Origin of the sequence: Methanolobus bombayensis (assembly GCF_017873415.1) — an archaeon.
Lineage (GTDB): Archaea > Halobacteriota > Methanosarcinia > Methanosarcinales > Methanosarcinaceae > Methanolobus > Methanolobus bombayensis.
The window spans coordinates 29,581-51,938 of sequence record NZ_JAGGKD010000013.1; the positions used below are offsets into that span (position 1 = coordinate 29,581).

Below are 22,358 nucleotides of genomic sequence, written 5' to 3' on the forward strand. Positions count from 1 at the left end.
TTGGTCGAAATGTTCGAACTTGGGATAAGTGATGATGATATAACTTTTTATAAACTTGAACATGCTTTTGAGCTGGACAAGTTAACAATAGGCGAATTCACTTATTTCAGAAAATATCTGGGCATGTCGGACTATGTCTCAAATTTCAAGAGCTGGCTTAAAAGACCTTCTGTGGTTCTTGTGGTTGCGGTCAGGGACAATACTGTTGTTGGTTGGTCTATGAATGAGCGATGGAGTTCTCCTGCCAGCGATGGTAGGCCAGTATATGTTCTGCGTGGCATAGAAGTATCTCCCAAACTTGCCAGAATGGGTATGGGGAAGAAGATTTTCTGCTTTATCTCAGGGATACTTGTGGGACACATTATCACCAAACCCGTAAATAAAATAGCAAAATTGTTCTTTGAATCATTGAATTTTGTAGAGCCAACACACAATAGTTCTGTTGATCTTGGTAATTATCCGGGTTATCTTGTACTTGAAGAGAACAGAAAGCAGATAGTTGTGTGTGATGGGATCACCCCTTATGATGACAAAGTAAAATCCTGCAGACTCAAACTTTTCCCTAAGGAAGCAGTTAGTGATTCTCTTATTAATATGAAGAAGGAATCTGAAGTATCAGAATCTTCTGCAGAATGTTCTGCACATGTGACTACGCATGTTCCTGGTGAAGAACCTCCGGAAGATGAATCAGGTCCTGTAGATTTCGAAGGAAAGTTCCTCGGAGAACAAAAAATGATGTCTCCTTGTAAATGTGGGAATTTCCTTGTGAACAAATACATGGTTACAGGTAAAAGAAGTGGTACTGCTTTTATATGCACTAGCTGTAGTGTCGAACGGTATTTCCTTCCTGTGAGGAAAAAGTAAGTTCACATTTATATTTTGACTTTTATCAGTATTTGATTCTGATATAAATTTAATTATGTATTTTTAATTGCACTTTTTTGTGTTGAAAGTGCAAAAGTTATGATTTTCCTTATTTCAACAGAAGGGTATTAATACCCTCAATACAATAGTATCTATAATTATAATACTAGATATATATTTATATGGGGTCTTTTCATATGGCTCAAGAGCAGGGTATCGCAAAAGTTGATTTAAGTTATATTTATAAAGCAGTGATGATGGGTAATTCCCTTTACTCTGATAATTGGGAGAAAGGTGTTCTCTACCTTACCAATCTAAATCTGTGGTTCTCAGAAGGCGGAGGATGGCTGACAATTCCTCTTAAAAACATTACAATGGTAGGCAGAGAAGTTCCTAATCCAATCAGGGTAAAGTCTCAGCGTACTATCGGAACTTCACATATTCTTATGATAGATTATCTTCAGCCATCATCTGTTGTAGAAGGAGCCACGGCGTCAGCTACCGCTTTACTTGCAGGTAATGAAGCAGTGATCAATACACTCAAAGCTTATCTGCAACCAATGTGTGGCACACCTCCAAAACAACAATCACTTTCTGATGTTGATAAGAAGCTTCTTTACATGCTTCACACAGGTGTGAACGATCTACAAAAACTGACTTTCTTTATTGGTGTGGACAACGACACACTTGCAACAAGTTTCAAGAGCCTGAGGGAGGCAAACATGTGTGACACCTCGGGTAAGCTTACAGAACAGGGACTGAAACAGATCAAGGAGATGATGTGATATGGATTTAATCACCACAAAGGAGGAATTATAATTGGCTGATCCTGGTCTCCCTCCGTTTATGACAGATTCTGCCGGTGGCCCGCCTCCGGCACAGGAAGGTAGTTTTGGCCAATCGATGGGTGCTTTTGGGGCATTGCTGAAGCTCCAGCAGAACATAAGTGATAAGTTCCCAAAAGCCAAAGTTCCATGGAACGAAACCAGAAAATTCCTTAAAGCGAGTACAATAGAGTTGATAAGATCAACATCTCTCTACAAGTTCCATATGAAATTCTTCAAGGATATCGGTCTTGGGAACATGCAGCTGATATCTTATGCACCAATGCATTACATATTTGCAGTCCCGAACAATCCGGTGTGTAATTTTTATCCTGCACTGCAGAATCAAAAGGTATGTGTAGCCACAACAGATGCACTTCACAGATTCTTCAGGGAAGACCTTGAACTTGAATGTTCCGTTGAAGAAACAGAATGTATCAAGAACGGTGATCCTGTATGCAAATTCAAGGTTGATCTCCAGCCTATATCCGCATATCAGGTAATGCTTGATGAACATGACAAAATGATACTTTCCGGTGTCAGACCGCCTGTTGATGATAATGAACTAAGGGACAGAGTAAAGACATTGACAATTTATAAATTACTTGAGAGTGGTCGTCTCTCGGAAATAGGCAATGCCTACATGCAATTTGCCAGCAATATGCCGGTTCAGGAGAAGATATTCGATCCACCGTGGAAGCTTCAGGAAGAACTCTCCTCAATCGCTGAATCGCACAATACATTTGGTGGAGCTTTCGGTGAAATGGCCAAAAAGATACAGGTTCCACAGCAGAAAGAACAGAAGGAACCTTCGCCGGAAGTATCTGAAGAAACCGCAAAAATACAGGAAGAAGCTAAAAAGACGGATAGTTTTGCCGAGCTTCTTTCTAAAATGAAGAAGGAGCAATCGTGATTTTTATGGCAGGTTACAGATCAGTTTCGCCATACACTCATCTGGATGATTTTGCAGGTGAGAATGTAAGGGTGATCACAAATAATTCACACTACAGGGGTGAATGTGAAAAGATAGACCGGAAAAACAACAATGTACTTCTGAAAAATGTTGTTGTTAAAAATGAAACCGGATGGGTTGAAGTTAGTGATTACATGTTGATCATGGGTCACTCCATTGAGTCGGTCTATATTGAAAAAAGCTTTCCTTTTGACAGTAATGAGTCACTTATTCTTTCAATAGAGGATGGGTCTCCTTTACCAGATTCAGAACCAGGACTTGAAGGGATTACAGAGAATACAGAAATTATGGATATTGGTGAATTAGGCAACCTTGATGAAATTAAACTTCCGGAGGAACTCAAATGAGCAGTGAAGATAGGATACCAACCGGAATTGCAGGTCTTGACAGGGTAATTGAAGGCGGTGTACGTGATAACACCACTATGCTGGTAGTAGGTTCAAGTGGTACGGGTAAATCCACTTTTGCAATGCAGTACCTGAATTACGGACTTGAACATGGTGAGAACGGACTTTATATAAGTATGGAAGAACCACCTGAGCAGATCCTGCGTGAAGCAAAGATGCTGGGTTTTAATCTTGATGGTTATTATGAAAAAGAACTTTTCTTCTTCCATTCAAAAGGTAAGGACTTTGTAAAGCTTGTCGATGAACAACTTCCGGCACTTGTAGAGGCAAACAAGAACTATGCGGTAAAGACCCGGGTGGTCATCGATCCGCTTACTCCGCTTATATGGGCCGTTCAGGATAAGCAGGAGCAGCGTGAGATTATAACAAAGCTGTTCTATACTCTGAAGCAGCTTGGCCCTGTTCTCATCACAACAGAAGAACATGCTTCTCCCGGTGAGACCATTGGTGAGGATGTACTTATCCCTATTTACATGTCTGATGGTGCCGTGCACCTGACATACAGGCCAATTGGAGGAGCATTTAACAGGGCCCTTGAGATTGTAAAAATGCGTGCAACAAGACATGGTGAGGAGGTCTATCCTTACATCTTTGTCCGTGGTGTCGGTGTTGTGGTCAGGACTACTCCGCTTGTATCTGCTGAGGATGTACGCAAGTATGATGATGTCTTTGACAAAGCCATTCGTACGGCTGCTGACCTTGGTGCCAATGAAAGAATGCTTGAACGTCTTGTGTATGTCAAAGAGAACTGGTCATATCCATTCTCTCCAAAGGAAACACTGCAGATATTCTTCGAATCCCAGGGTCTCAATGATACAATTACCAAAGAAGAACTTGAAAAACGCAGGGAAGAGACAGCTTCTCAGATTACAGAACCCGAAGTCGCAGAATCTGCAGAAGTTATACAGCAGGATGTTGAACCCGTTCAGGAAGAAGAATATTCCCAGGATGATGAACCACTTATTGAAATAGACAATCTGAGCGAACTGGAAGAAATGATCCAGTGATCAACTGAGGTGGGTTGACGTGTCAGCAAAAAAAACAAAAGATGACCTTGAGGATGTTTCCCTTTTGAAGTTTGCTCTGGTCGCACAACTTAAAAGGACACACCAATCCAGTGATGTGGATGTACTGCTCTTTGCCGGTGCTGACGGAAAGATCTATGCATCCTACATACCGGAAAGTATTGGTCCCAAGATATTCGAACTAACAAATCTTATCAGCAACAACCTGTTGCATGTGAGCCAGCAGCTTGCCATGGGACTTAAACAGTCAGTTATTGAATATGAGTTCGGTACGGTTATTTTCTCATCAGTGGGACGCGGAGCACTCTTAATATCCTTGTTCACAGGAAAAGCAGATCTTGCAGAGAACATGGATAAGATAGAAGTTGCCAAAGCTGTTATGCAGCATATTTTTGAGCAGCGTCCAATGACAAAGGAACAACTGGACACCTATCCTGCGGAAGTAGCCAGTGAACTTAGAATTCTGTCAAAGATCGTGTTCGATGAAATGTACACACAATCTTCTGAATACAAGAAGAATATGGAAATTCTTGCTGATATCAAAGAGAAGATCACAGGTGTCATGGGCAGGGGAGAAGTTGAGCAGGTACTTGCCATGGCTTTCAATGAAATTGCTTCATCTCCTAAATGGATGACAGAGGATTTGTGGCCATTACTTGTTGAAATGATAATCCGGGACCAGATACGACCGCTCCATGGGGATTATGTGGCAGATGTGTGTGAAGCTGAATGGATACCCGATATTCAGCATAAACTTGAGTCTTTCGTGTGAAGGTGATCTGTTATGGATGAAGAAATATGTGTACTGGAAACATGTGACCCTGGAAATATAGATCATGGTGTTTCACAAAACGGATCACGGGATTATGCAATGGAAGATGCTGAAGCTCATGTTGACAAAATTACAGACGGTGAGCTGAATGAAAGTAGTGACATAGATGATGAGATGGAAGCCAGTGAAGGGACTATGGATGACTATTCTGTAATTTCAGAAACTTCAGAACAGGCAATTTCTGATACTGAAAAATCCCTCATGATAATTGACGATGACCCGGATGTTGTGGCAAAAGGAGAAAAGGGTAGAGGAGACCTTAATGGTTCTGATATCAATGATGATAATTCGGCATTGCAGGAAGAACTGTTTTTAAGAATTAAAGATGCTGAAACCCGCTATTCTGAGCTGGAAACACGTTTATTCATGTTTGAAGAAAAATTCAACGATCTGCATACAAAGATGACCGAATCCCTGGATTCAAGTGAAAACCAATTATCAAGTGTACAGAATGATCTTTCCTCAAAGGCACATGATTCTGACTTCCAGGAGCTTAAGAAAGATTTTGATCAGTTTTCCAAGAGGCTCAGACGTGTTGCAGAAGCAGAGGATTCTGTAAATGCTGAATCCCTGGACCCTACAAAGGTACCTCCTGATGTCCTGGAAATAACCTATGCAAAGACCCTGAACGACCTCTATTTCGCAATGATCGAGATATATGGTGACCGTGAGTCATGTGATATGGTTGAAGCCGCAAGGGACAGTGTCCGTGAATTCAGTGCAGGAGTAGATTTTTTCAGGTTTGAGAATGAAATATTTGCTGTACGTGGATTGTCAGATGCCATTTCTTCAAAGATAGTTTCTGTTAAACAGATACATGGTACTTATGTGGAATTATTCAAAATGCTGTACCAGCATGTTCCTAATTATAATTCCCAGGATTTCCGTTCTTTTGTTGAGACCGGAAGCCGTGAATATACGATTGAAAAAGTCGTTTCACATGAAGAACACCTTGAGGAAGTTTATTCCACTCTTCAGGGCCATGGTGATGAACTAGCCAATCTTACTGAAAATGTTAGTTTCATTGCAGAATTACAGAATAACCAGCTTGAAGATATTGCTTCCAATAATCAGCAGCTTGAAGATATCAAGGAGCAGATGAAAAGCATTGCAAAAGCAGTGAACCTGCATACCAAGGCAATCAGTAAGCTTAATCAGACGCTAGTCGAGATAAAAGATACTTCTTATGCATCATCTTCGGAAGCATCTGACCAGAGAAATATCGACGAAACCATCACAGAATCATCAATAGCTGAAACACAGAACGCTGATGCTCATGATATGGCTAAACTTGAGGAGATCGTTACTTCTAAAGCAAGCAAAGAGGAAATTATGTTGATAGCCTCAGAAATGGAGTCATTTAAGACCATGGTGGGTGGAATGTTCAATTCCCTGCAGGAGCAGCTCCAGATACATATTCCGGCCAATGATGAATCAGTCCAAACTTCTGAATCCGATCTTGATGCTCAGGATGCCGAAGGTTCTTCTCCCAGACCTGTGGAGGAAGATGCTTTATCCCTTGAAGAAACCACAGAAGCAAATGCTGATATTTCCACTGAACCACTGAACCTTGAAGATTTCGCACCAGATGAGGATAATTTATTTTCAGAAACTGAAGACGTCCCCGTTAATTTTGAATCTGTTGAGCCTGAGTTTGCCGAAGTTGCTCCAGAGGAAATACCTGATGATCATGAATCTGATCTTGAATCTCTGAGCTTAAATCCTGAAGTTACTGTAAATGGTCCGGAACTTATTGAAGAATCCGGAATGCAGGTAGAAACATCAGATCATTCTCCGCAACCATTGAATCTGGAAGATTTCACCCCTGATGAGGACTCTCTTAATCTGGATTCTGAAAGCGTTCCTGTTAATTTTGAATCCGTTGAAACCGATGGTGTAGGACCTACTCTGGAAGAGTTCCCTATTGATACGGAATCTGCGGACATGAATTCGGAAATAAGTGTAGATGACCCTGAAGTTTTAGAGTTTTCTTCCATACAAGAAGACATATCTGAAGTTGCTCCCGGTGAACCACTTAATTTTGAGGAGTTTGCTCCTGATGAGGATACTTTACTTCAGGATTCTGAAAATGTCTCTGTTGATTTTGAATCTGCTGAACCTGAGTCTGTAGATCTTACTTATGAAGAACTTCCTCTTGATCTTGAACCTGATGACATCAGTTCAGAAGTTGTTCCCGGTGAAGCACTGAATCTGGAGGACTTTGCCCCTGATGAGACCACTTTACTTCAGGATTCTGAAGATGTCCCTGTTAATTTTGAATCTGTGGATTATGAGCCTGTAAACAACGAATCTGATGCTGCAGAAATTATTACAGAGGAACAAACCCTTGATCCTGATTCTGTGACTATTGATTCTATGGCGGTTCCCGATGGCTCGGTGGAAATTCAATTATCAGGATCTGAGCTGGATGAACCTTATATTTCAGGACAGCCACAGCCAATAAGACTTATTGACATGCCAATAGAGGAAGTTATAATCGGACAGCTTTCTATTGCAGGCTCTGCAACAATGAAGCAGCTTGAGAAACAGATCAAGGAAAATGGTTATCCTATTGACTTTGAAAAGCTTTCTCTTGTAATGGGTTATCTGGAACAGGAAAAACTTGTGAGTGCAACTAAGAAAGGAAGATACACATTCTATTCAGTCACAGGTACTTTGAATGTTTAATATCAGATGGTAAAAAATGTCAGTTAAAGATTTGAATATATTGCATGTGGCAGGAAATATCCAGTATGGTGTGCTTGAAACAGGCTCATCGATAGACCAGCTTGATATTGATATTGGAAATGCCAGCAATGCGGGGTTCAATTATTTTCATAATAAGTTTGGAATGCCATATGATTTCCTGCTGAAAAGTTCCATTAGTTCCGGTCATTCATTATTTATTGCAATACAGGATGAGAATAAACTCCTTGGTTTTGCACGATTTGAGCAAATTTCAGAAGAAACAGAAAGAACATACCGTGGAAAAACCAATGTTGTAAATCATTCCATTCATTTGCTCAGGAGTATAGAGATCCATCCATCGCACAGACATGTTGGTATTGGCAGATTGCTCTTTGCTATTGCTGTTAAGCATTTGAAAAGCAATGTAATAACGATGCCTGACAATCCTGGAGCATCAAGGTTTTTTAAGGAAAAACTTCGGTTCAAACCGCTGAATCCTAAAAACAGTGGACTCTCTTCAAGATATGAAGGTTATCTCATCCTTCAATATCCACGTGCAAAGAACATGCTTAAAACCATGGCTGGAAATTATCCCAGGATGGTGATGCCAGAACTTATAGGAAGTTACGAAGCACTTAAATTCAGGCATAATATGGGTAAGAATATCTCTTCTGAAGATATAAGTGATTTCTTAACTCTCTTTGAAAGTTCAAGGGAACTTCTGGATAACAAACTTAAAGGTGAGATGAACTCTTTTATCAGAGGATTTGATTTCAAATAATTTAGATAATTCAGGTGATATTTTGGCAAATTTAGATGTCCAGCGTTTGCGTAAGAATTTATTGAAATATTATGGAAAATTCAATGTATTACCGTCAAATACGTACGAATTATCCTCAGATATGGACAGTGGCAATTGTGCAGCTATAATCGATGATATTACCAGTTATCTTTTAAAGCCTGCAGAAAAGAACATACGTCTGGAATTGTCACAGCTTTTTAAGGAATGCGAAAATCCTGAGATCCCGTATTTTGAAGTTGTCATGGATATCATGCAGTTCATGAATGAGTTTGTCGGTGATCCTCATACAGTGGAGCTGATATTTGCCAGGGTTAACAATGACGTTGCCAGGAAGAAGCTTGAAGTTGAGGACAAGATCTATTATACGAATGATGAATGGACTCCTGAAGCTTCAGAGGCTGCTATACAGAAACTAAGGGACATGGGCACTGAAAGGGATTATCAGTTCATGGTGGATCAGCTCACGGATGTTCTATCTCATTTCACCAGTGAGGAAGGCATTAAGACAGTACGTATGAGACTTAACAATATTATTAAAAATCACTGCCAGCGGGAACTAAATGATTTGAACTTCCATCTCTGAATTGTTCCCATTTTATATTAAAAGGAGATTCCATCGTTTGTGATGGTGAATTTGTGTTTGCCTGTAATAAAGTCACTTCCTCTTTCCTTGATTATCTCAAGATACCTGTAATTGTTTTCATCATCATTTTGAATGTCGAGCACAATAACAGTATCAAAGATATAAGACCATATGCTCTCATTAATATTTGATGCAGGAATTTCTCCGGTAGCCAACAGCAGTATTTCATTCTCATCAAATTCCTGGAAAAGGTTCTGCACAAAGGCCCTTAATTCGGATTTATGGAAAGGTCGTTCATCGAATGTGCTTTCGATGTCTTCCAGGACGTTCATGGTGTCAATAACGACTCTTGATGGCTTATCCTTCAGGATGTTCTCATTGATGTATTCGAATATCGCAAAATCACCTTTTGCCACTACATCTGAGTTAATAGAGAAAATCTTCAGTTTGTCCTCTATAAGATTCTCATCATAAAATGTAAATGAAGACATTGCCCTGGTTATCTTTGTCTCTGATTCAGAAAGTAAGGATACGTAAGCACATCTTTCACCTTCTTTGGCAGCATTGAAAAGTGATTGCATACAAAGATTCGTTTTCCCCACTCCACATGAACCTGCAATCAGGATGCATGATGGTTTTATAAGTCCCCCGCAAAGAAGATCATCCAGTTTTTTAATGTATGATGGGCTTCTCATTCCGTCCATTGCTTTTATTTACGATTTGATATTTTATATATTTGTCGTACATCTGAAAAGATTAGTGATAAAGTCCTTAGATATTATCGGATGTATTTAAGCAAGCTTATATATAATCAGTTCAATTAAATTGAATAGTAAATATCAAAAAACTTTCCTTCATGTTGATGATTATGTCTGAGCTTCATAACAATAATGGGATTTTGGAATATCTTAAAGATATAAATGATCGTTTGAAATCATTGGAGTTACGTATAGCAGATCTTGAAGCTCGTAATTCTCCTGCGATCAATGATAAAATGGCTGTTTTCCTTACCGTTCCTGATTCTATCCGCAAATCACTTTTTGCTGTTTCAAAGTTGACTTCATGTACAGCTGATGAAGTAAGTGAGGTTACAGGAAGACACCGTTCAATTGAGAACAAATATCTTAATGAACTCTATAGGGCCGGGTGGCTTGAAAGAGAAAGAAAGGGTAAAAAGATTTATTATTCACTTAGCCAGAAAGTGGATAACAAGAGTAATGAATACTGGTCTGCGGTGGAAGAGGTTGAAAGCAAACTTGATCAGTTACTTGGGTGAGGAAAATGCTTCTGAGTTTTCATTCTTATAAGGGAGGTACGGGTAAAACAACTTTTGTAGGAAACCTGGGTGTCATGCTTTCTCAAAAAGGAAAGAAAGTGTGTATTATTGATACTGATGTTAACGGTCCCGGTTTGCATTCCCTTTTTGATATAAGATATGAAATGACGCTTATCGACTTCTTGCAGGGCGTCTGTGCTGCAGAAGATATTGTTTACAAATATGGGGACACTGATCTCTATATAGTTCCTTCTAAAGCCTGTGAAGAAGATATCTCTGCCATGTTCAACACCCCCGGAGAAGCCAGGGATAAATTACTTAATCTTATGAAAAAGCTGCAAGAAAAGCTTGGCATTGATGATTTCCTTTTTGACTGCAGTCCTGGTATTAACAAGTCCAGTCTTCTGACAATGAACCTTGTGGATAAGGCAATAATTGTTTCAACAATTGATGTTCAGGACATAAGGGGAACCTATGTGCTTTCCAGCATGTCTTCAAAACTGGGAACCCATGCGGCTCTGCTGTTTAACAGGATACCTGTGGAAAAGAGAAATGATATAACATCCATAGTTTCTGATTTCAGTGATAAGCTTGGAACGGAACTCCTTGGACTCATCTCATATGATGATTTTGTTGGAAAAACATGGTCCAGGAAGATTGCTATGCAGGATGATCCTGAATGTGATTATTGCGTAGAACTGAAAACTATATCAGAGAAGATTTTAGAAGAAAAATATACATGATTACAGGGATGTTCTGTATTCATCAAAACTCTGGCCAACTATTTTGTCCAGCTCTTTTTTCTCTTCGGCTGTCAGGCTGAAGATTTCTTTTATTTTATTCAAATCATCCTGAAGAACAGGTTCCAGATATAATCTGTCATCCCTGATTGAATATTTCAGGTTGGGAATTTCCTTATTATCGATTATTAGTTTCCCATTTTCTATCAAATAATAGTTGTTAAAGTGTGGTATAAGTTCAGATCTTATAAGTGGTGTCTGTGAATCAGAATCAATGGTTGTTATCATTGTACTCCCATATTCTTCACTCTTGCGAAGCAGGATTGACAGAAAGCGGAGATATGGACGTGAATTCTGCCCCTCTTCCAGTTTACTTATGTCTGATACAACAATCAGGTACTTTTTTCTGGAAATTTTTTTTTGGATTTGTATCAGTGAAGTGGTATAATTCCTGAAAATATAGAAAGAGCATGTATCACTGGGAAAATTGTGATTCTCCTGTTCGTTCTCGTTCCAGCAGATTCGGATCACAGGTAGATTATCTTCTTTTTGGATTTCCTGTGCAAGCATAGTTGCAAAGCCCCTTGCTTTTGAATCACTTTTGTAGCAAAAAACTGAGCTTTTTTCTCTGAGCAAAGAAAGAAGTTCTATAAATGCCCCCTGATTCTTACTATTATCCACCTGCATCTTTTTCACTATTTTTTTATTATTTGTGATGTATAATTATACTATGCCAGGTAGCATTTATATTTTTCTAATTGACACTACACTCTATCATTTTTTTAGGATTTAAAGTGGTTTGTACTTTGGTCTTTTCAATGACTCAGCTTATCTGATTGATTCCTTCCCGAAAAGGTTAATAACTATTGCATTAGATTTTATTTGAGGTGTTTTTGTATGTCAAAGTTCCATAAAAGAGACTATGAAAGAAAAGGTGAAAAGAAATACGAAGAACTAGATGCAAAACTTATACAGGAAAACCTCGAAGACCTGATTTCCCCGGAAGGTGAAAAAACAGATTGACAATAACGATTGATATTGAACTAATCAATTCGGACATGGCAGGTAAAAAACTTGAGGTTCCGAATGGTTCTACTTATGAAAATGTTCTGGACTTTCTTGGTATAAACCAGGAAACTGTCCTTCTTTTAAAAGATAAAAAAGCTGTTCCTATAGATGGAATAGCTGTGCCCGGAAATCTGACTATCATGTGCATTGCTTCGCAGGGATAGGACCGGACACACTTAACAACATCACATTCTCTTAGTAATGTCTTTAAGTTTTGTGATGGCATCCATCGTTGTCTTAGTGTCTTCTATGATCTTCTGCTCATAGTGTTTGATGATATCTTCAACAGGAGCGGAAAGTCTGTAGATTTTTGTAGGTCTGCCTTTTCCAACTGCTTTCTTGTTGTGGATATCAATCCAGTTTCTTTCACGCATGTGCCTCATGGCAACGCTAACTTCTGGCTGTCTCAGACCGGTGCTCATTTCAATCTCCTGAGAAGATGCTTCATCCACGTTTGAAAGGTAGGTAAGCGTGGTTGCAACATTCCTGGACATTCCCAGGCTTTTCAGTGCTTCTATGAACTTATAGTCTGTGTCATCAAGTATCTTTACTTCAAAGTCTTTCATAATAACCCCTTATTACGTTGTGCTCTAGTGAGCTCTATACTATAGTATGACATTATTATATTTAAAGTTATATATGCGCAAATTTAAAGCAGATAATAATTAATAATCTTTTCTAAAAATGATGAATTCTTTCGACAATGTGAATATATTGTTCTTTAATGTATTAATTGAGCTGAAGTCTCCAGTCGGGTTTCCATTAAAAAGAGTCTCCTGGATCTTTTTCCCGATTATGTCATCATTTCCGGGTTTCAGGCGTATCACTGTTGAGCCGGGATAAATGTGTTTCATATGTGAAAATCCATCAATATCTCCATCAGTGATCCCAATAATGGGGATTCTGAGTCGATAGAGTATATCTGCGGCAATATCGGTTGTATCGTCACCAATCGTTACAGCGATATCTGCTTCACCGATCAGTTCAAATGTTCTCTCTGCTTCGTGATCAATGATGACCGCTCTGATCATTCCTTGTAATGCTTCAGATTTATTGTTGGAAAAGGCTTCTGAGAGTGCTATATTTCCTGATTTTCCATTAGTAAGCTTTTTCTTTCGTAGAAAGAATTTACCACTTCGAAGAGGTCCGCTCTTGACCCAGCATGTGCGCAGATCAATTGGGATTCTGTTCTTATACCCGTGAAGCTTTTCCAGCCCGTGGTCTTTTATTCGGGCACCCCGGATCTCTGTAATGAACCCATTCTCACTCACAATATGGATGTCTTCGGATTCCGCAAATCCTACTATGATCCCGTTGACCATGATCTTTTCTCCGACATGAACACCATATACATTCCTGATAATACGATGTCCATGGTCTTCGATGTTTATGGTTCTGACAAGCTCAGGCAATTTTTCAAGTTTCATTTCAAACATTGCCGACACTTTTTCTGCCATGGACACAGAGAGATGATTCCATGGTATTATTTTTCCGTCGGGTAGTCCCGGACGTTCGATGTGTATCAGAGGTTTTACGTTTCGGTCATTGACCCTTGAAACAACAATATTTGCAAAAAGAAGCCCGTTATCAGTTGTTTTGCCGTGATTCAGAAGTATGACCAGGTCTTTTGTAAGAAAAAATTCTTCTATGCATTTACTTGGCTTCAGACTTTTGCTAATATCAATTATTTTTTCAAGGTGTGCATCAAGGACAGCTGTTTTCCCTATTGTCCCTGCCATTATGGCATTAATATTTCCCAGTGATTCCAATTTTTCAATAACTTTTGCTGCCATTCCTGAATCCACAACATCAGGTCCATGCACAACTATACCTATTTCCATGGCAGTCTATTCTGCTTCTCAACATAAATTTATTACTGCCCCTGTCGATAAGCTCATATTCTCATGTAATGTATTTCATACATGGAAAACCTTGTACTTACCTGGCTTGGACATTCATGTTTTCAGATAGACCTGGAGGACATCACGGTCCTTATTGATCCTTTCATAACAGGCAATCCATCAGCAACTGTCAGGGCTGATGAACTCTTCCCTGATATTATAGCAGTCACTCACGGGCACAGTGATCATCTGGGGGATACTGTGGAGATAGCTAAAAGGTCAGGATCTAAAGTGGTGTGTATACATGAACTTTCGCAATACCTGAAGTCAAAAAATGTTAAAACAGAAGGAATGAATATCGGTGGAACAGTAAATATTGGAAACTTAAGTTTTACAATGACAGATGCCAGACATTCTTCCTCCATTGATGAATCAGGGAGGGAGATAGATGGTGGAAAAGCTGCCGGTTTTATTATAAAAGCAGATGACAGGTCTATATATCATGCTGGTGACACGGGTCTTTTTGGTGATATGGCACTTATATCCAGGCTTTACAAACCTGATGTTGCAATTCTTCCTATAGGTGGACGCTACACCATGGGTCCTGAAGATGCCGCACTGGCTGTGAAGATGTTGCGCCCGCAAATTGCAATTCCAATGCACTATAACACTTTTGATGTAATTTCAAAGGATCCAAATGTTTTTGCATCTCATGTAAAAACGATGTCCAATGCAGATGTGATTATCATGGAAATTGACAGCCCAATTATTTTATAATCGTAGGGGTATAAAATAATTTATAAAATAAAATCTTCTTCATATATATACTACGGATAGGTTTATATTTCATTATGTCGAAGATGTGTTAGGCAAAAGTCGAGTTACATTTATTTATAACATATATCCCCTCTAGTTCTCGTCATACGGCTTTTGCCTTTATTGTCATTTGTTGTGGTTATTTTTGGTATTGACTCATAGATATGTTCAGATGCGGCATGATTATTTGTTAAAAGGAAATGCATTTCTTATTCATTTCTATTTATTTTTACTGATAATTTTGTTCTCATTTTATTATTATGTTTTATTCACAGACACTATTAAAAAAAATAGACTTCAAATGTAACTATGTTTCCTATTGTTATATATATGATTATGTATTGATTGGAACAAAATACGTTTATGTTGCTTTTTTACCTAGCAGCTATAAGTGTTGAATAGTGGTGACTATGGAACATGGATTTACTGACCTTGTAAATATCGGGCAATTACAGGATCTTATGGATTGTTTTTCCAGAGCTTACAGTATCTCATGTACCGTGTTTGATCCACTCAATGAAACAATTTTGTTCTTGTCTAAAGATCATTCTATTCCATGTATTGATGAGAATAATGAGTTAGATTGTTCTATATGCCATTGTCCGTCCATCCGGGAATCTTCACTTTCTTTCTTCAGCAGGAAAGAAAAAATGAGAGATGGAAAAGATAAAAGCAAATGTGAAATTGGCAGCCGTTTTTTGAACACAAAATATCAATTATACAAATGCAGGCATGATCTGGAGCATGCTGTTTTTCCTTTTGTCTTTGAGGGTGAGCATCTGGCTTCGGTGATCATGGGACCATTTTTATCTGAATCTAATGTGAGCTGTGAAATACCTGCTCATGATATACCGGTGATTTCACATTCGGAAATTGAGAATATGGTAAACAGGTCTGAAAAATTTCTGGATCTGCTTGTGAATGCAGGTATGCTCAATTTAAAACTTATGGGATATAAATCCCTTCTTATTAGTAATGAGAAGGAACTTTCCCGCAGCAGGGAAAAAGTGAGTTCTTTAGATCGTATGAAAAAGGAACTTATATCCATATTCAGCCATGAACTGAGAACTCCACTTTCTATAATCAAAGGTTACAATGAACTTCTCTATGATGGTATCTTGGGTACTGTTTGCAGTGAGCAGACAGATGCACTTGATAAATCTCTTCTTAGTATAAACAGGCTTGAAAGAATTGTTGATTCCCTGCAGTATATTGATGTAAGTCACCATGAGTCCCATATTTATGATTTCCTTCCTTTGAACCTTTCAGATGTAGTTGAAACAACCCTGGTTCATTCTACCCGGGCAATGAAAGAAAAGAAACTGAAAGTGCATACGGACTTTCCTGATAACATGCCAGTTATCCATGGTGATGGTAAAAAGCTCTTTCATGCACTGAGTTATCTGCTGGATAATGCCATCAAATTTTCCCCCCGTGGCAGTACTATATCAATTTCAGCACGCAAGGAAGATGATCGTGTCTGTCTGTGCATCAGGGACAATGGTGTTGGTATTCCTGAGGACAAACTACCTTATATATTCGAGGCTTTTTATCAAGGCGATAGTCCTCTGACAAGAACACAATCCGGAATCGGATTGGGTCTTAATATCTGCCAACGTATCATACACTGCCACAATGGCAATATTCGTGTAGAGAGCAGGAAAAATGAGGGTTCGGCTTTCCATATTGATCTGCCTTTAATAGCTCCTGAAGACCGTTTGATCTATCAGGCTGAATGATCAGTTGAAATTATCAAAAAAGAAAATGAGGGCAACTTGTGCCCGGAGTAAAATTCTATTTTTAAACTCTATTCCTTAAAGCAGGTGTCAAGGTGTTCCTTTGATGTTGGTTTTGTCATAAGACTGACAACAATAGCTACAACAAATGCCAGTGGTGTAGCTACAAGTATCGGATCTACAACTGTCCAGGTTCCTGTGAGTATGGTGTCAACACCAAAGATCGCCTTGCTGATTCCCAGTGGCACTGCTTCTGAGCTGTGGACGAATGCAAGCCAGAAGAGACTGCTGAAGGTTCCCACAAGAAGACTTGCGATTGCACCTTCTTTTGTCATACGTTTCCAGAAAAGGGCACCTGTGTACATTGGCAGGAATGCTGCTGCACAGAGTCCGAAGAATATTGCTGTTGCCCTTGCAATGATACTTATCGGAAGTATGTATGCCAGTATGACACTTGCAAGGATAGTGAATGCTATTGCAGCCCTGGTTATGTTGATGGTCTGTCCAAGTTCTCCTTTTTTGAGGAACTCACGGTAGAAATCATGACCAATAGAGGTACCCATTGTATGGAACTGGGAACTTAAGGTTGACATTGCTGCTGCAAGCAGGGTCAGCATGAAGAGTATGACAAATGTTTCTGGCATGGCACTGTTGATGAATTCCGGCATAATGAGGTCAGTGTTTCCACCTGCAACCACTACAGATATCTTTCCAAGTGTGTTATAAAAGTATGCGTTAGAGAGTGCACCGACTGTAAAAGCCACACCTGTCATCATGAGAATAAAAGGTCCTCCCACAAGTACTGCCCTGTTGAGTGCTGTGTCGTTCTTTACTGTCATGAACCTGACTGCAAGTTGTGGCTGTGCTATCACACCAATTCCCACACCAAGTACCAGTGTTGAGACCAGTGTCCACCAGATGGGCGAACCAAAAGCAGGCATTGCTGTCCAGCCAAGATGTCCTCCGGCTGCAAGGCTGTCGGGAACCAGGTCACTCATGGATGTAAGAGCCGAGTGGGCTGCAGTGACCCCTCCAAGTTTTATGTATGTGAACACAAGCAGGATGGCCATACCAATGAACATCAGGGTTCCCTGCAGGGCATCTGTGTACATAACAGCAATAAGTCCTCCTGTTATAACGTAAGCAGCTACAATAACTGTAAGAATAAGAACTGCAACGTCATAGTCAATACTCAGGGTTGATTCGAGGAACCTTGCTCCTCCGATAAGTACAATACCTGCGTACAGTGGCATGAATATGCCTATGAGTCCACCTGAAAATCCCTGGATGAATCTTGATTGATAACGTCTTCCAAGCAGTTCAGGGAATGTGACTGCGTTGAGATTTAAGCCCATGCGGCGGGTTTTGGAGCCGAATATTACAAATGCTATAAAGATACCTACGAAAATGTTCATAAATGCAAGCCATAAAAGTCCCATACCAAGGGCACCGGCGGCTCCACCAAAACCGATAATTGCTGAAGTACTGATAAATGTTGCACCGTAGGAAAGCGCAAGGATATAGGGATGAATTTTTCTCCCGGCTACCATATAGTCTTCAGTTTCTTTTGTTTTCTTGTATCCAAGCCACCCAAGGTAAAAGATCACCATCAGGTATACAAGTATAATTACTCCGAGAACTGGTGTACTGAGTGCCACTAGTCCACCTCTCCATTGTCGGAATCGTCGTTCCATTTAAAGGCTCCATAGATTATGCAGCCAACGGCACTTACAAAACAGAGTATGTAAGCAAGCCATATCTGTGGGTCATCTATTCCAAGCATTTTTCTCTTTCCATATATTTGGTACAAATAATAATGATAATTGTTAACATGTCATTTGTTAGCATGACACTCTATTTAAAGTTTAGTAAATGAAATTGTATGCCTGTGGCTGATAAAAAATTTTAATGGAAAGTAAATAGTGGAATCTTGAAAAATTTAAAAGAGAAAAGTATCACTTTGAATCTTGCCAATTAACTGGCATACAGATATCTACTATATGATGCTTCTGCGGATGTTCCTCAGGATCATTCAGATATATTTCATAACTTGCTCTTGACATATCGATCCCAAGCTTGTTCTGCATCAGCCATTCAACAATCTTTTCCCACGCAATACCATAATCCTCGGCTCCTGAAAGTTCAGCACGCATTGTCACATATTTTCCGCCGGGAAGCGTTTTCTTTTTTATCTCTCCCTCAACTTCAACACTATCTTCAATTGTCATGCATGCGTCCAGTTTAAGTTCTTCAGGTGGTGTAACGCCTGGGTCATCATAATAGGCAGACATGAAAACAGTATTCGGTCCCATCAAATGTTTCGACCCTGCCCAATTGCCAAGTTTGCCAAAAAGGCTCGCAAATACTTCTACATTTCCTATGTAGTTACCAACAAATGATACATAGGCCACTCTTTGTTCTTCTATATTTTTTATAGCTGGTTTTCTTAACATTTTCAAACTAATCACCAATCCATATCATTAGTTTTCTTTTTGTATTGTTTACTATAAAAGTTCATTTTATCCTGGGTGAAAGTAATGTTGAAGACTTGTGGCAGTGATCTTCCAATGTATAAGAAAAAAGAAGAAAAAATAGATCAATCAACAAATCGTGTTAATTGATCGTTAACAGAAAAGATATATTAGTTTTTCTTGAAGCACATTTCAACATGATCTTCTGCCATTGGTTGTGTCATGAGGCTCACGACAATTGCCACCAAAAATGACAGTGGTGTAGCAACAAGTATCGGGTCTACAACTGTCCAGGTTCCGGTGAGTAAAGTATCAACACCAAAAAGGGCCTGACTGATCCCAAGTGCTGCTGCTTCTTTTCCATGCACGAATGTAAGCCAGAAAAGACTGCTGAAAGTACCAACAAGAAGACTTGCAGTTGCTCCCTGTCTGGTCATGCGTTTCCAGAATATCGCTCCTGAATACATCGGGAGGAATGCTGCTGCACAGAGTCCGAAGAATATTGCTGTTGCTCTTGCGATAATTCCAGGTGGAAGTATGTATGCAAGGACAACACTGATGAATATTGTTACAGCGATACCGACTCTTGTAACAGTTATTGTCTGACCGAGTTTACCATTCATAATACCCTGACGATAGAAATCATGTCCGAAAGCCGTCCCCATGGCGTGGAACTGTGAACTCAGGGTTGACATTGCTGCTGCCAGAAGTGTTAGCAGGAAGAATACTACAAAGTAATCCGGCATTGCACTGTTAATGTATTCAGGCATGATCTTGTCGATGTTACCACCTGCAACCTCAAGAGAGATCATTCCTTGCGTGTCAAAAAAGTAGACATTGGAAAGAGCACCGACGATGTATGCAACTCCTGCCATCATGAAAATGAAAGGACCTCCTGAAAGCACAGCTCTTTTCAGGGCACGGGTATTCTTTACTGTCATAAATCTAACCGCAAGTTGAGGCTGTGCAAGTACACCGATACCGACACCAAGGATTATGGTTGATACAAGTGTCCACCATGTTGGTGAACCGAATGCCGGCATTGTAGTCCATCCTGTATGACCGATAGCTGCAAAGTTATCCGGTACAAGGTAGGCCATGTTCGTAAGAGCCTGGTGAGCTTCAGTAACTCCTCCAAGTTTTGAATAGGTGTATATAAGCAAAATACCCATTCCTACAAACATAAGTGCGCCCTGCAGGGCATCTGTGTACATGACAGCAATGAGCCCACCTGTAATTACATAGGCTGCTACTATAATGGCAAGAATTAGAATAGCGATATTGTATTCGATATTAAGAGCAGTTTCCATGAAACGTGCACCGCCTATAAGCACACTGCCTGCATACAGTGGCATGAATATCGTGATTAACGCACCTGAAAATCCCTGGATGAACCTTGACTGGAACCTTCTTCCGATCAGTTCCGGGAAGGTGACAGCTTTTAGATTGACACCCATGCGCCTTGTCCTTGACCCGAATACTACAAAGGCGATAAAGATTCCCACGAAGATATTCATGAAAACCAGCCATAGTATTCCCAGACCGAATGCCCCGGCATAACCTCCGAATCCTATTATGGCTGAAGTACTGATAAATGCAGCACCATAGGAGAATGCCAGGACGAAAGGATTTACCTTTCTTCCTGCGAGCATGTAGTCATCGTTGTCTTTTGTTTGTTTGTAGCCGATCCACCCAAGATAGAAAACAACCATCATGTAGGCTAGTACGGCTAGTCCAAGAACAGGAGTACTGACAGCCATCAGTTCTCCTCCTCTTCATCGTTCCAGTGTATAAGTCCATAGATGATACATCCAATGGCACTTACAAAGCATAAGATATATGCAATCCATATCTGTGGGTCTGTTATTCCCAGCATAATTAGCAACTCCAATAGATAGTGTCAACTGTTAACATGAAACGTACTTTAACTTTTCGATATAATTCAGACGTTAAAACCCAGAACCTGGACTTGAGTCTGGCAAAAATTATAAATAAAAATGAATCACACTAGATTTAGTGTTAAAAACAAGTAGTATTTGTAACACTATAATACAACAGGTGTAATGGCAAAAACATGTCAGACACTTCCTCCAGAATGAGGACATTACACATTTTTCCGGCGGACGAAACACGTTCGCCCCTCCTTATTATTTCCAAGTATCTAACTTTCGGTTCATTCTTATTATTCTAAATTCATTATTATTTCTGTGATCTATAAATAAAATGACCGATCCAGTAATAAACTCTATGTTAGTTGTTTTAAGTTTATTTCAGCATCAAGGGGACTATTTTACATTTAAAAAATGAATTATGTTTATATAATATGTGTTCTCATCAATATTTGATTGAAGTAGGAACTTAATTGCACAACCACCTAAATAGCACCCTTCCAAAATCTAAAATTCATTCCTGCTTCAATTGTTGTTGCCCACACTCCCTGGAACTATCCACGTCCTCTTTAGTGTGGTCAACAATACTTATTCTGTTAAGCTTACCACTGACAAAGGTATCTTGAAGCTTAGCAGTTGACTTTTGCTTTTACAAAAACCGCCCTGCTGACCTGCTGAGTCTCTACTGAAAAGCCCGCTTTCTCAAAATGATCTACCCAGTCCTGAATTCCTCTTTTAGTTCCATGGTGATGGTCAAGTGGTTCAACTGCCAGTACAGTACCATCTTTTGAAACTACTCTTTTCACTTCTGAGAGGGCCTTTGGAATATCATCAAGGTGATGCAACATAAAAAAACATGTAATGGTTTCATAACTTCCATCAGCAAAAGGAAGCTCATAAATACTTTCAGCCTTAAACGCCACATTTTTAATATCATAAGCAATAGCATTCAGGCGGCATTGTTCCATTGTCTTTTCAAGAAGATCGATTCCCATGACCTGTGAATCCGGATTCATTCTTGCCATCTGTAAAGTCTGGCTGCCAACACCACATCCCACATCAAGTATTGTCTTACCATTGGCCTGTGGAAGTGCGACATCCATGGTCTGTTTCTTCAGAATCTCCATTCCTGCCGGCGGGAAATCTGCATCCGGATTATCAAATGAAGTGTAAGGGACGACACCGTAAACTGAAGAATGATTTTCTGCAAAGAGTCCTTTGAAATATATCTGTTTGCCATTGACCTTTATAAGTTCGACAACTGATACACCTGCATCCTTACAGAATCTTTTATTCCATTCATCTCTCTTTTCCGGAAATTCCATGTCAAGTGGGTCATGGACAACTATGTAATGTGTATAATCTTCATGGACCAGACTTTCAGTATCTGTGTCCTCAAGCTCAACAATGCTCACACTCTCTTTCCAGAGAGCAAGAAGATGCATTGTTTTTTCATCTGCAAAATTAGACACTTTTCCAATGGCTTTCAATGACATAGTGCAAAATTGTATTTTTCAGATATA

25 protein-coding genes are annotated in these 22,358 nt (G+C 39.6%); 15 read left to right on the forward strand and 10 right to left on the reverse strand.

The annotated features are described in order from the left end of the window. The 9 genes from J2746_RS12120 (at position 1) to J2746_RS12160 (ending at position 8,998) form a co-directional block, all read left to right on the forward strand. Complete coding sequence (locus J2746_RS12120; protein ID WP_209621332.1) at positions 1–864, forward strand: GNAT family protein; 864 nt, start codon at positions 1–3, stop codon at positions 862–864. A gap of 197 nt (positions 865–1,061) precedes the next feature. Next, positions 1,062–1,649: a hypothetical protein gene (locus tag J2746_RS12125; protein WP_209621334.1), complete on the forward strand. Its 588-nt coding sequence runs from the start codon at positions 1,062–1,064 to the stop codon at positions 1,647–1,649. Between the two features lie 34 nt (positions 1,650–1,683). After that, positions 1,684–2,601, forward strand: coding sequence for a hypothetical protein (locus tag J2746_RS12130; protein WP_245250143.1), 918 nt, complete (start codon positions 1,684–1,686; stop codon positions 2,599–2,601). A 5-nt stretch (positions 2,602–2,606) separates the two neighbouring features. After that, entirely contained in the window at positions 2,607–3,008 is a 402-nt protein-coding gene (locus J2746_RS12135; protein ID WP_209621336.1) for a hypothetical protein, read from the forward strand. After that, the gene (locus J2746_RS12140; protein WP_209621337.1) at positions 3,005–4,075 is read left to right on the forward strand and encodes an RAD55 family ATPase; all 1,071 of its coding nucleotides are present in this window, start codon (positions 3,005–3,007) and stop codon (positions 4,073–4,075) included. The genes J2746_RS12135 and J2746_RS12140 overlap by 4 nt, the downstream gene beginning before the upstream one ends. 19 nt (positions 4,076–4,094) lie before the next feature. Then, positions 4,095–4,865 (forward strand): roadblock/LC7 domain-containing protein, encoded by a 771-nt coding sequence (locus J2746_RS12145; protein ID WP_209621339.1) that lies wholly within the window; start codon positions 4,095–4,097, stop codon positions 4,863–4,865. 12 nt (positions 4,866–4,877) lie between these two features. Further along, positions 4,878–7,613 (forward strand): Rad2 family DNA repair protein, encoded by a 2,736-nt coding sequence (locus J2746_RS12150; protein ID WP_209621341.1) that lies wholly within the window; start codon positions 4,878–4,880, stop codon positions 7,611–7,613. A gap of 16 nt (positions 7,614–7,629) precedes the next feature. Continuing rightward, positions 7,630–8,394, forward strand: coding sequence for a GNAT family N-acetyltransferase (locus J2746_RS12155; RefSeq protein WP_209621343.1), 765 nt, complete (start codon positions 7,630–7,632; stop codon positions 8,392–8,394). A gap of 22 nt (positions 8,395–8,416) precedes the next feature. Continuing rightward, the gene (locus tag J2746_RS12160) at positions 8,417–8,998 is read left to right on the forward strand and encodes a hypothetical protein (protein ID WP_209621344.1); all 582 of its coding nucleotides are present in this window, start codon (positions 8,417–8,419) and stop codon (positions 8,996–8,998) included. A 17-nt stretch (positions 8,999–9,015) separates the two neighbouring features. Here J2746_RS12160 and J2746_RS12165 read toward each other — a convergent pair whose 3' ends face one another. Further along, complete coding sequence (locus J2746_RS12165; RefSeq protein ID WP_209621346.1) at positions 9,016–9,702, reverse strand: RAD55 family ATPase; 687 nt, start codon at positions 9,700–9,702, stop codon at positions 9,016–9,018. 233 nt (positions 9,703–9,935) lie between these two features. On the opposite strand from J2746_RS12165, the gene J2746_RS12170 reads away from it, so the two are divergent. Both J2746_RS12170 and J2746_RS12175 read left to right on the forward strand, forming a co-directional pair. Beyond that, positions 9,936–10,274 (forward strand): helix-turn-helix domain-containing protein, encoded by a 339-nt coding sequence (locus J2746_RS12170; RefSeq protein ID WP_209621348.1) that lies wholly within the window; start codon positions 9,936–9,938, stop codon positions 10,272–10,274. Between the two features lie 5 nt (positions 10,275–10,279). Next, positions 10,280–11,017: a MinD/ParA family ATP-binding protein gene (locus tag J2746_RS12175; RefSeq protein WP_209621351.1), complete on the forward strand. Its 738-nt coding sequence runs from the start codon at positions 10,280–10,282 to the stop codon at positions 11,015–11,017. On the opposite strand, the gene J2746_RS12180 is transcribed toward J2746_RS12175, so the two are convergent. After that, entirely contained in the window at positions 11,018–11,710 is a 693-nt protein-coding gene (locus J2746_RS12180) for a hypothetical protein (RefSeq protein ID WP_209621354.1), read from the reverse strand. It abuts the gene before it with no gap. Positions 11,711–11,911: 201 nt separating this feature from the next. Here J2746_RS12180 and J2746_RS14915 point away from each other — a divergent pair, with 201 nt between their 5' ends. Both J2746_RS14915 and J2746_RS12185 read left to right on the forward strand, forming a co-directional pair. Then, positions 11,912–12,037 (forward strand): hypothetical protein, encoded by a 126-nt coding sequence (locus J2746_RS14915; protein WP_280921245.1) that lies wholly within the window; start codon positions 11,912–11,914, stop codon positions 12,035–12,037. After that, positions 12,034–12,246, forward strand: coding sequence for a hypothetical protein (locus J2746_RS12185; RefSeq protein WP_209621390.1), 213 nt, complete (start codon positions 12,034–12,036; stop codon positions 12,244–12,246). The genes J2746_RS14915 and J2746_RS12185 overlap by 4 nt, the downstream gene beginning before the upstream one ends. A gap of 21 nt (positions 12,247–12,267) precedes the next feature. Here the strand turns inward: J2746_RS12185 and mreA are convergent, their stop codons facing one another. After that, positions 12,268–12,648 carry an MreA family transcriptional regulator gene (gene mreA / locus J2746_RS12190; protein ID WP_209621356.1) on the reverse strand — a complete coding sequence of 127 codons (381 nt, stop codon included), beginning with the start codon at positions 12,646–12,648 and terminating at the stop codon, positions 12,268–12,270. A 99-nt stretch (positions 12,649–12,747) separates the two neighbouring features. Further along, positions 12,748–13,923 carry a DUF2117 family protein gene (locus tag J2746_RS12195; protein WP_209621361.1) on the reverse strand — a complete coding sequence of 392 codons (1,176 nt, stop codon included), beginning with the start codon at positions 13,921–13,923 and terminating at the stop codon, positions 12,748–12,750. An 81-nt stretch (positions 13,924–14,004) separates the two neighbouring features. Here J2746_RS12195 and J2746_RS12200 point away from each other — a divergent pair, with 81 nt between their 5' ends. Further along, the gene (locus J2746_RS12200) at positions 14,005–14,700 is read left to right on the forward strand and encodes a metal-dependent hydrolase (RefSeq protein ID WP_209621363.1); all 696 of its coding nucleotides are present in this window, start codon (positions 14,005–14,007) and stop codon (positions 14,698–14,700) included. Positions 14,701–15,149: 449 nt separating this feature from the next. Next, the gene (locus J2746_RS12205) at positions 15,150–16,478 is read left to right on the forward strand and encodes an ATP-binding protein (protein ID WP_209621366.1); all 1,329 of its coding nucleotides are present in this window, start codon (positions 15,150–15,152) and stop codon (positions 16,476–16,478) included. A gap of 68 nt (positions 16,479–16,546) precedes the next feature. On the opposite strand, the gene J2746_RS12210 is transcribed toward J2746_RS12205, so the two are convergent. The 6 genes from J2746_RS12210 to J2746_RS12225 all read right to left on the reverse strand — a co-directional run bounded on the left by J2746_RS12210 (position 16,547) and on the right by J2746_RS12225 (position 22,331). Further along, positions 16,547–18,133, reverse strand: coding sequence for a sodium:solute symporter family protein (locus tag J2746_RS12210; protein WP_209621371.1), 1,587 nt, complete (start codon positions 18,131–18,133; stop codon positions 16,547–16,549). After that, the gene (locus J2746_RS14920; protein ID WP_280921246.1) at positions 18,133–18,258 is read right to left on the reverse strand and encodes a symporter small accessory protein; all 126 of its coding nucleotides are present in this window, start codon (positions 18,256–18,258) and stop codon (positions 18,133–18,135) included. The genes J2746_RS12210 and J2746_RS14920 overlap by 1 nt, the downstream gene beginning before the upstream one ends. Before the next feature lie 172 nt (positions 18,259–18,430). After that, a complete protein-coding gene (locus J2746_RS12215; RefSeq protein WP_245250145.1) occupies positions 18,431–18,928 on the reverse strand; it encodes an AraC family transcriptional regulator in 498 nt (165 codons plus the stop codon). Between the two features lie 188 nt (positions 18,929–19,116). Then, the gene (locus J2746_RS12220) at positions 19,117–20,706 is read right to left on the reverse strand and encodes a sodium:solute symporter family protein (RefSeq protein WP_209621379.1); all 1,590 of its coding nucleotides are present in this window, start codon (positions 20,704–20,706) and stop codon (positions 19,117–19,119) included. Continuing rightward, positions 20,706–20,822: a symporter small accessory protein gene (locus J2746_RS14985; protein WP_342451844.1), complete on the reverse strand. Its 117-nt coding sequence runs from the start codon at positions 20,820–20,822 to the stop codon at positions 20,706–20,708. The genes J2746_RS12220 and J2746_RS14985 overlap by 1 nt, the downstream gene beginning before the upstream one ends. A gap of 642 nt (positions 20,823–21,464) precedes the next feature. Further along, positions 21,465–22,331, reverse strand: a complete 867-nt coding sequence (locus J2746_RS12225) for a class I SAM-dependent methyltransferase (protein WP_209621381.1) — start codon at positions 22,329–22,331, stop codon at positions 21,465–21,467. Positions 22,332–22,358 lie beyond the last annotated feature (27 nt).

Excerpts from the sequence above, each read along its gene's own strand:
- J2746_RS12125 (WP_209621334.1), top strand. The coding sequence starts at position 1,062 with ATGGCTCAAGAGCAGGGTATCGCAAAAGTTGATTTAAGTTATATTTAT.
- J2746_RS12135 (WP_209621336.1), top strand. The coding sequence starts at position 2,607 with ATGGCAGGTTACAGATCAGTTTCGCCATACACTCATCTGGATGATTTT.
- J2746_RS12140 (WP_209621337.1), top strand. The coding sequence starts at position 3,005 with ATGAGCAGTGAAGATAGGATACCAACCGGAATTGCAGGTCTTGACAGG.
- J2746_RS12150 (WP_209621341.1), top strand. The coding sequence starts at position 4,878 with ATGGATGAAGAAATATGTGTACTGGAAACATGTGACCCTGGAAATATA.
- J2746_RS12155 (WP_209621343.1), top strand. The coding sequence starts at position 7,630 with ATGTCAGTTAAAGATTTGAATATATTGCATGTGGCAGGAAATATCCAG.
- J2746_RS12165 (WP_209621346.1), bottom strand. The coding sequence starts at position 9,702 with ATGGACGGAATGAGAAGCCCATCATACATTAAAAAACTGGATGATCTT.
- J2746_RS12175 (WP_209621351.1), top strand. The coding sequence starts at position 10,280 with ATGCTTCTGAGTTTTCATTCTTATAAGGGAGGTACGGGTAAAACAACT.
- J2746_RS14915 (WP_280921245.1), top strand. The coding sequence starts at position 11,912 with ATGTCAAAGTTCCATAAAAGAGACTATGAAAGAAAAGGTGAAAAGAAA.
- mreA (WP_209621356.1), bottom strand. The coding sequence starts at position 12,648 with ATGAAAGACTTTGAAGTAAAGATACTTGATGACACAGACTATAAGTTC.
- J2746_RS12195 (WP_209621361.1), bottom strand. The coding sequence starts at position 13,923 with ATGGAAATAGGTATAGTTGTGCATGGACCTGATGTTGTGGATTCAGGA.
- J2746_RS12200 (WP_209621363.1), top strand. The coding sequence starts at position 14,005 with ATGGAAAACCTTGTACTTACCTGGCTTGGACATTCATGTTTTCAGATA.
- J2746_RS12205 (WP_209621366.1), top strand. The coding sequence starts at position 15,150 with ATGGAACATGGATTTACTGACCTTGTAAATATCGGGCAATTACAGGAT.
- J2746_RS14920 (WP_280921246.1), bottom strand. The coding sequence starts at position 18,258 with ATGCTTGGAATAGATGACCCACAGATATGGCTTGCTTACATACTCTGT.
- J2746_RS12215 (WP_245250145.1), bottom strand. The coding sequence starts at position 18,928 with ATGTTAAGAAAACCAGCTATAAAAAATATAGAAGAACAAAGAGTGGCC.
- J2746_RS12220 (WP_209621379.1), bottom strand. The coding sequence starts at position 20,706 with ATGGCTGTCAGTACTCCTGTTCTTGGACTAGCCGTACTAGCCTACATG.
- J2746_RS14985 (WP_342451844.1), bottom strand. The coding sequence starts at position 20,822 with ATGCTGGGAATAACAGACCCACAGATATGGATTGCATATATCTTATGC.
- J2746_RS12225 (WP_209621381.1), bottom strand. The coding sequence starts at position 22,331 with ATGTCATTGAAAGCCATTGGAAAAGTGTCTAATTTTGCAGATGAAAAA.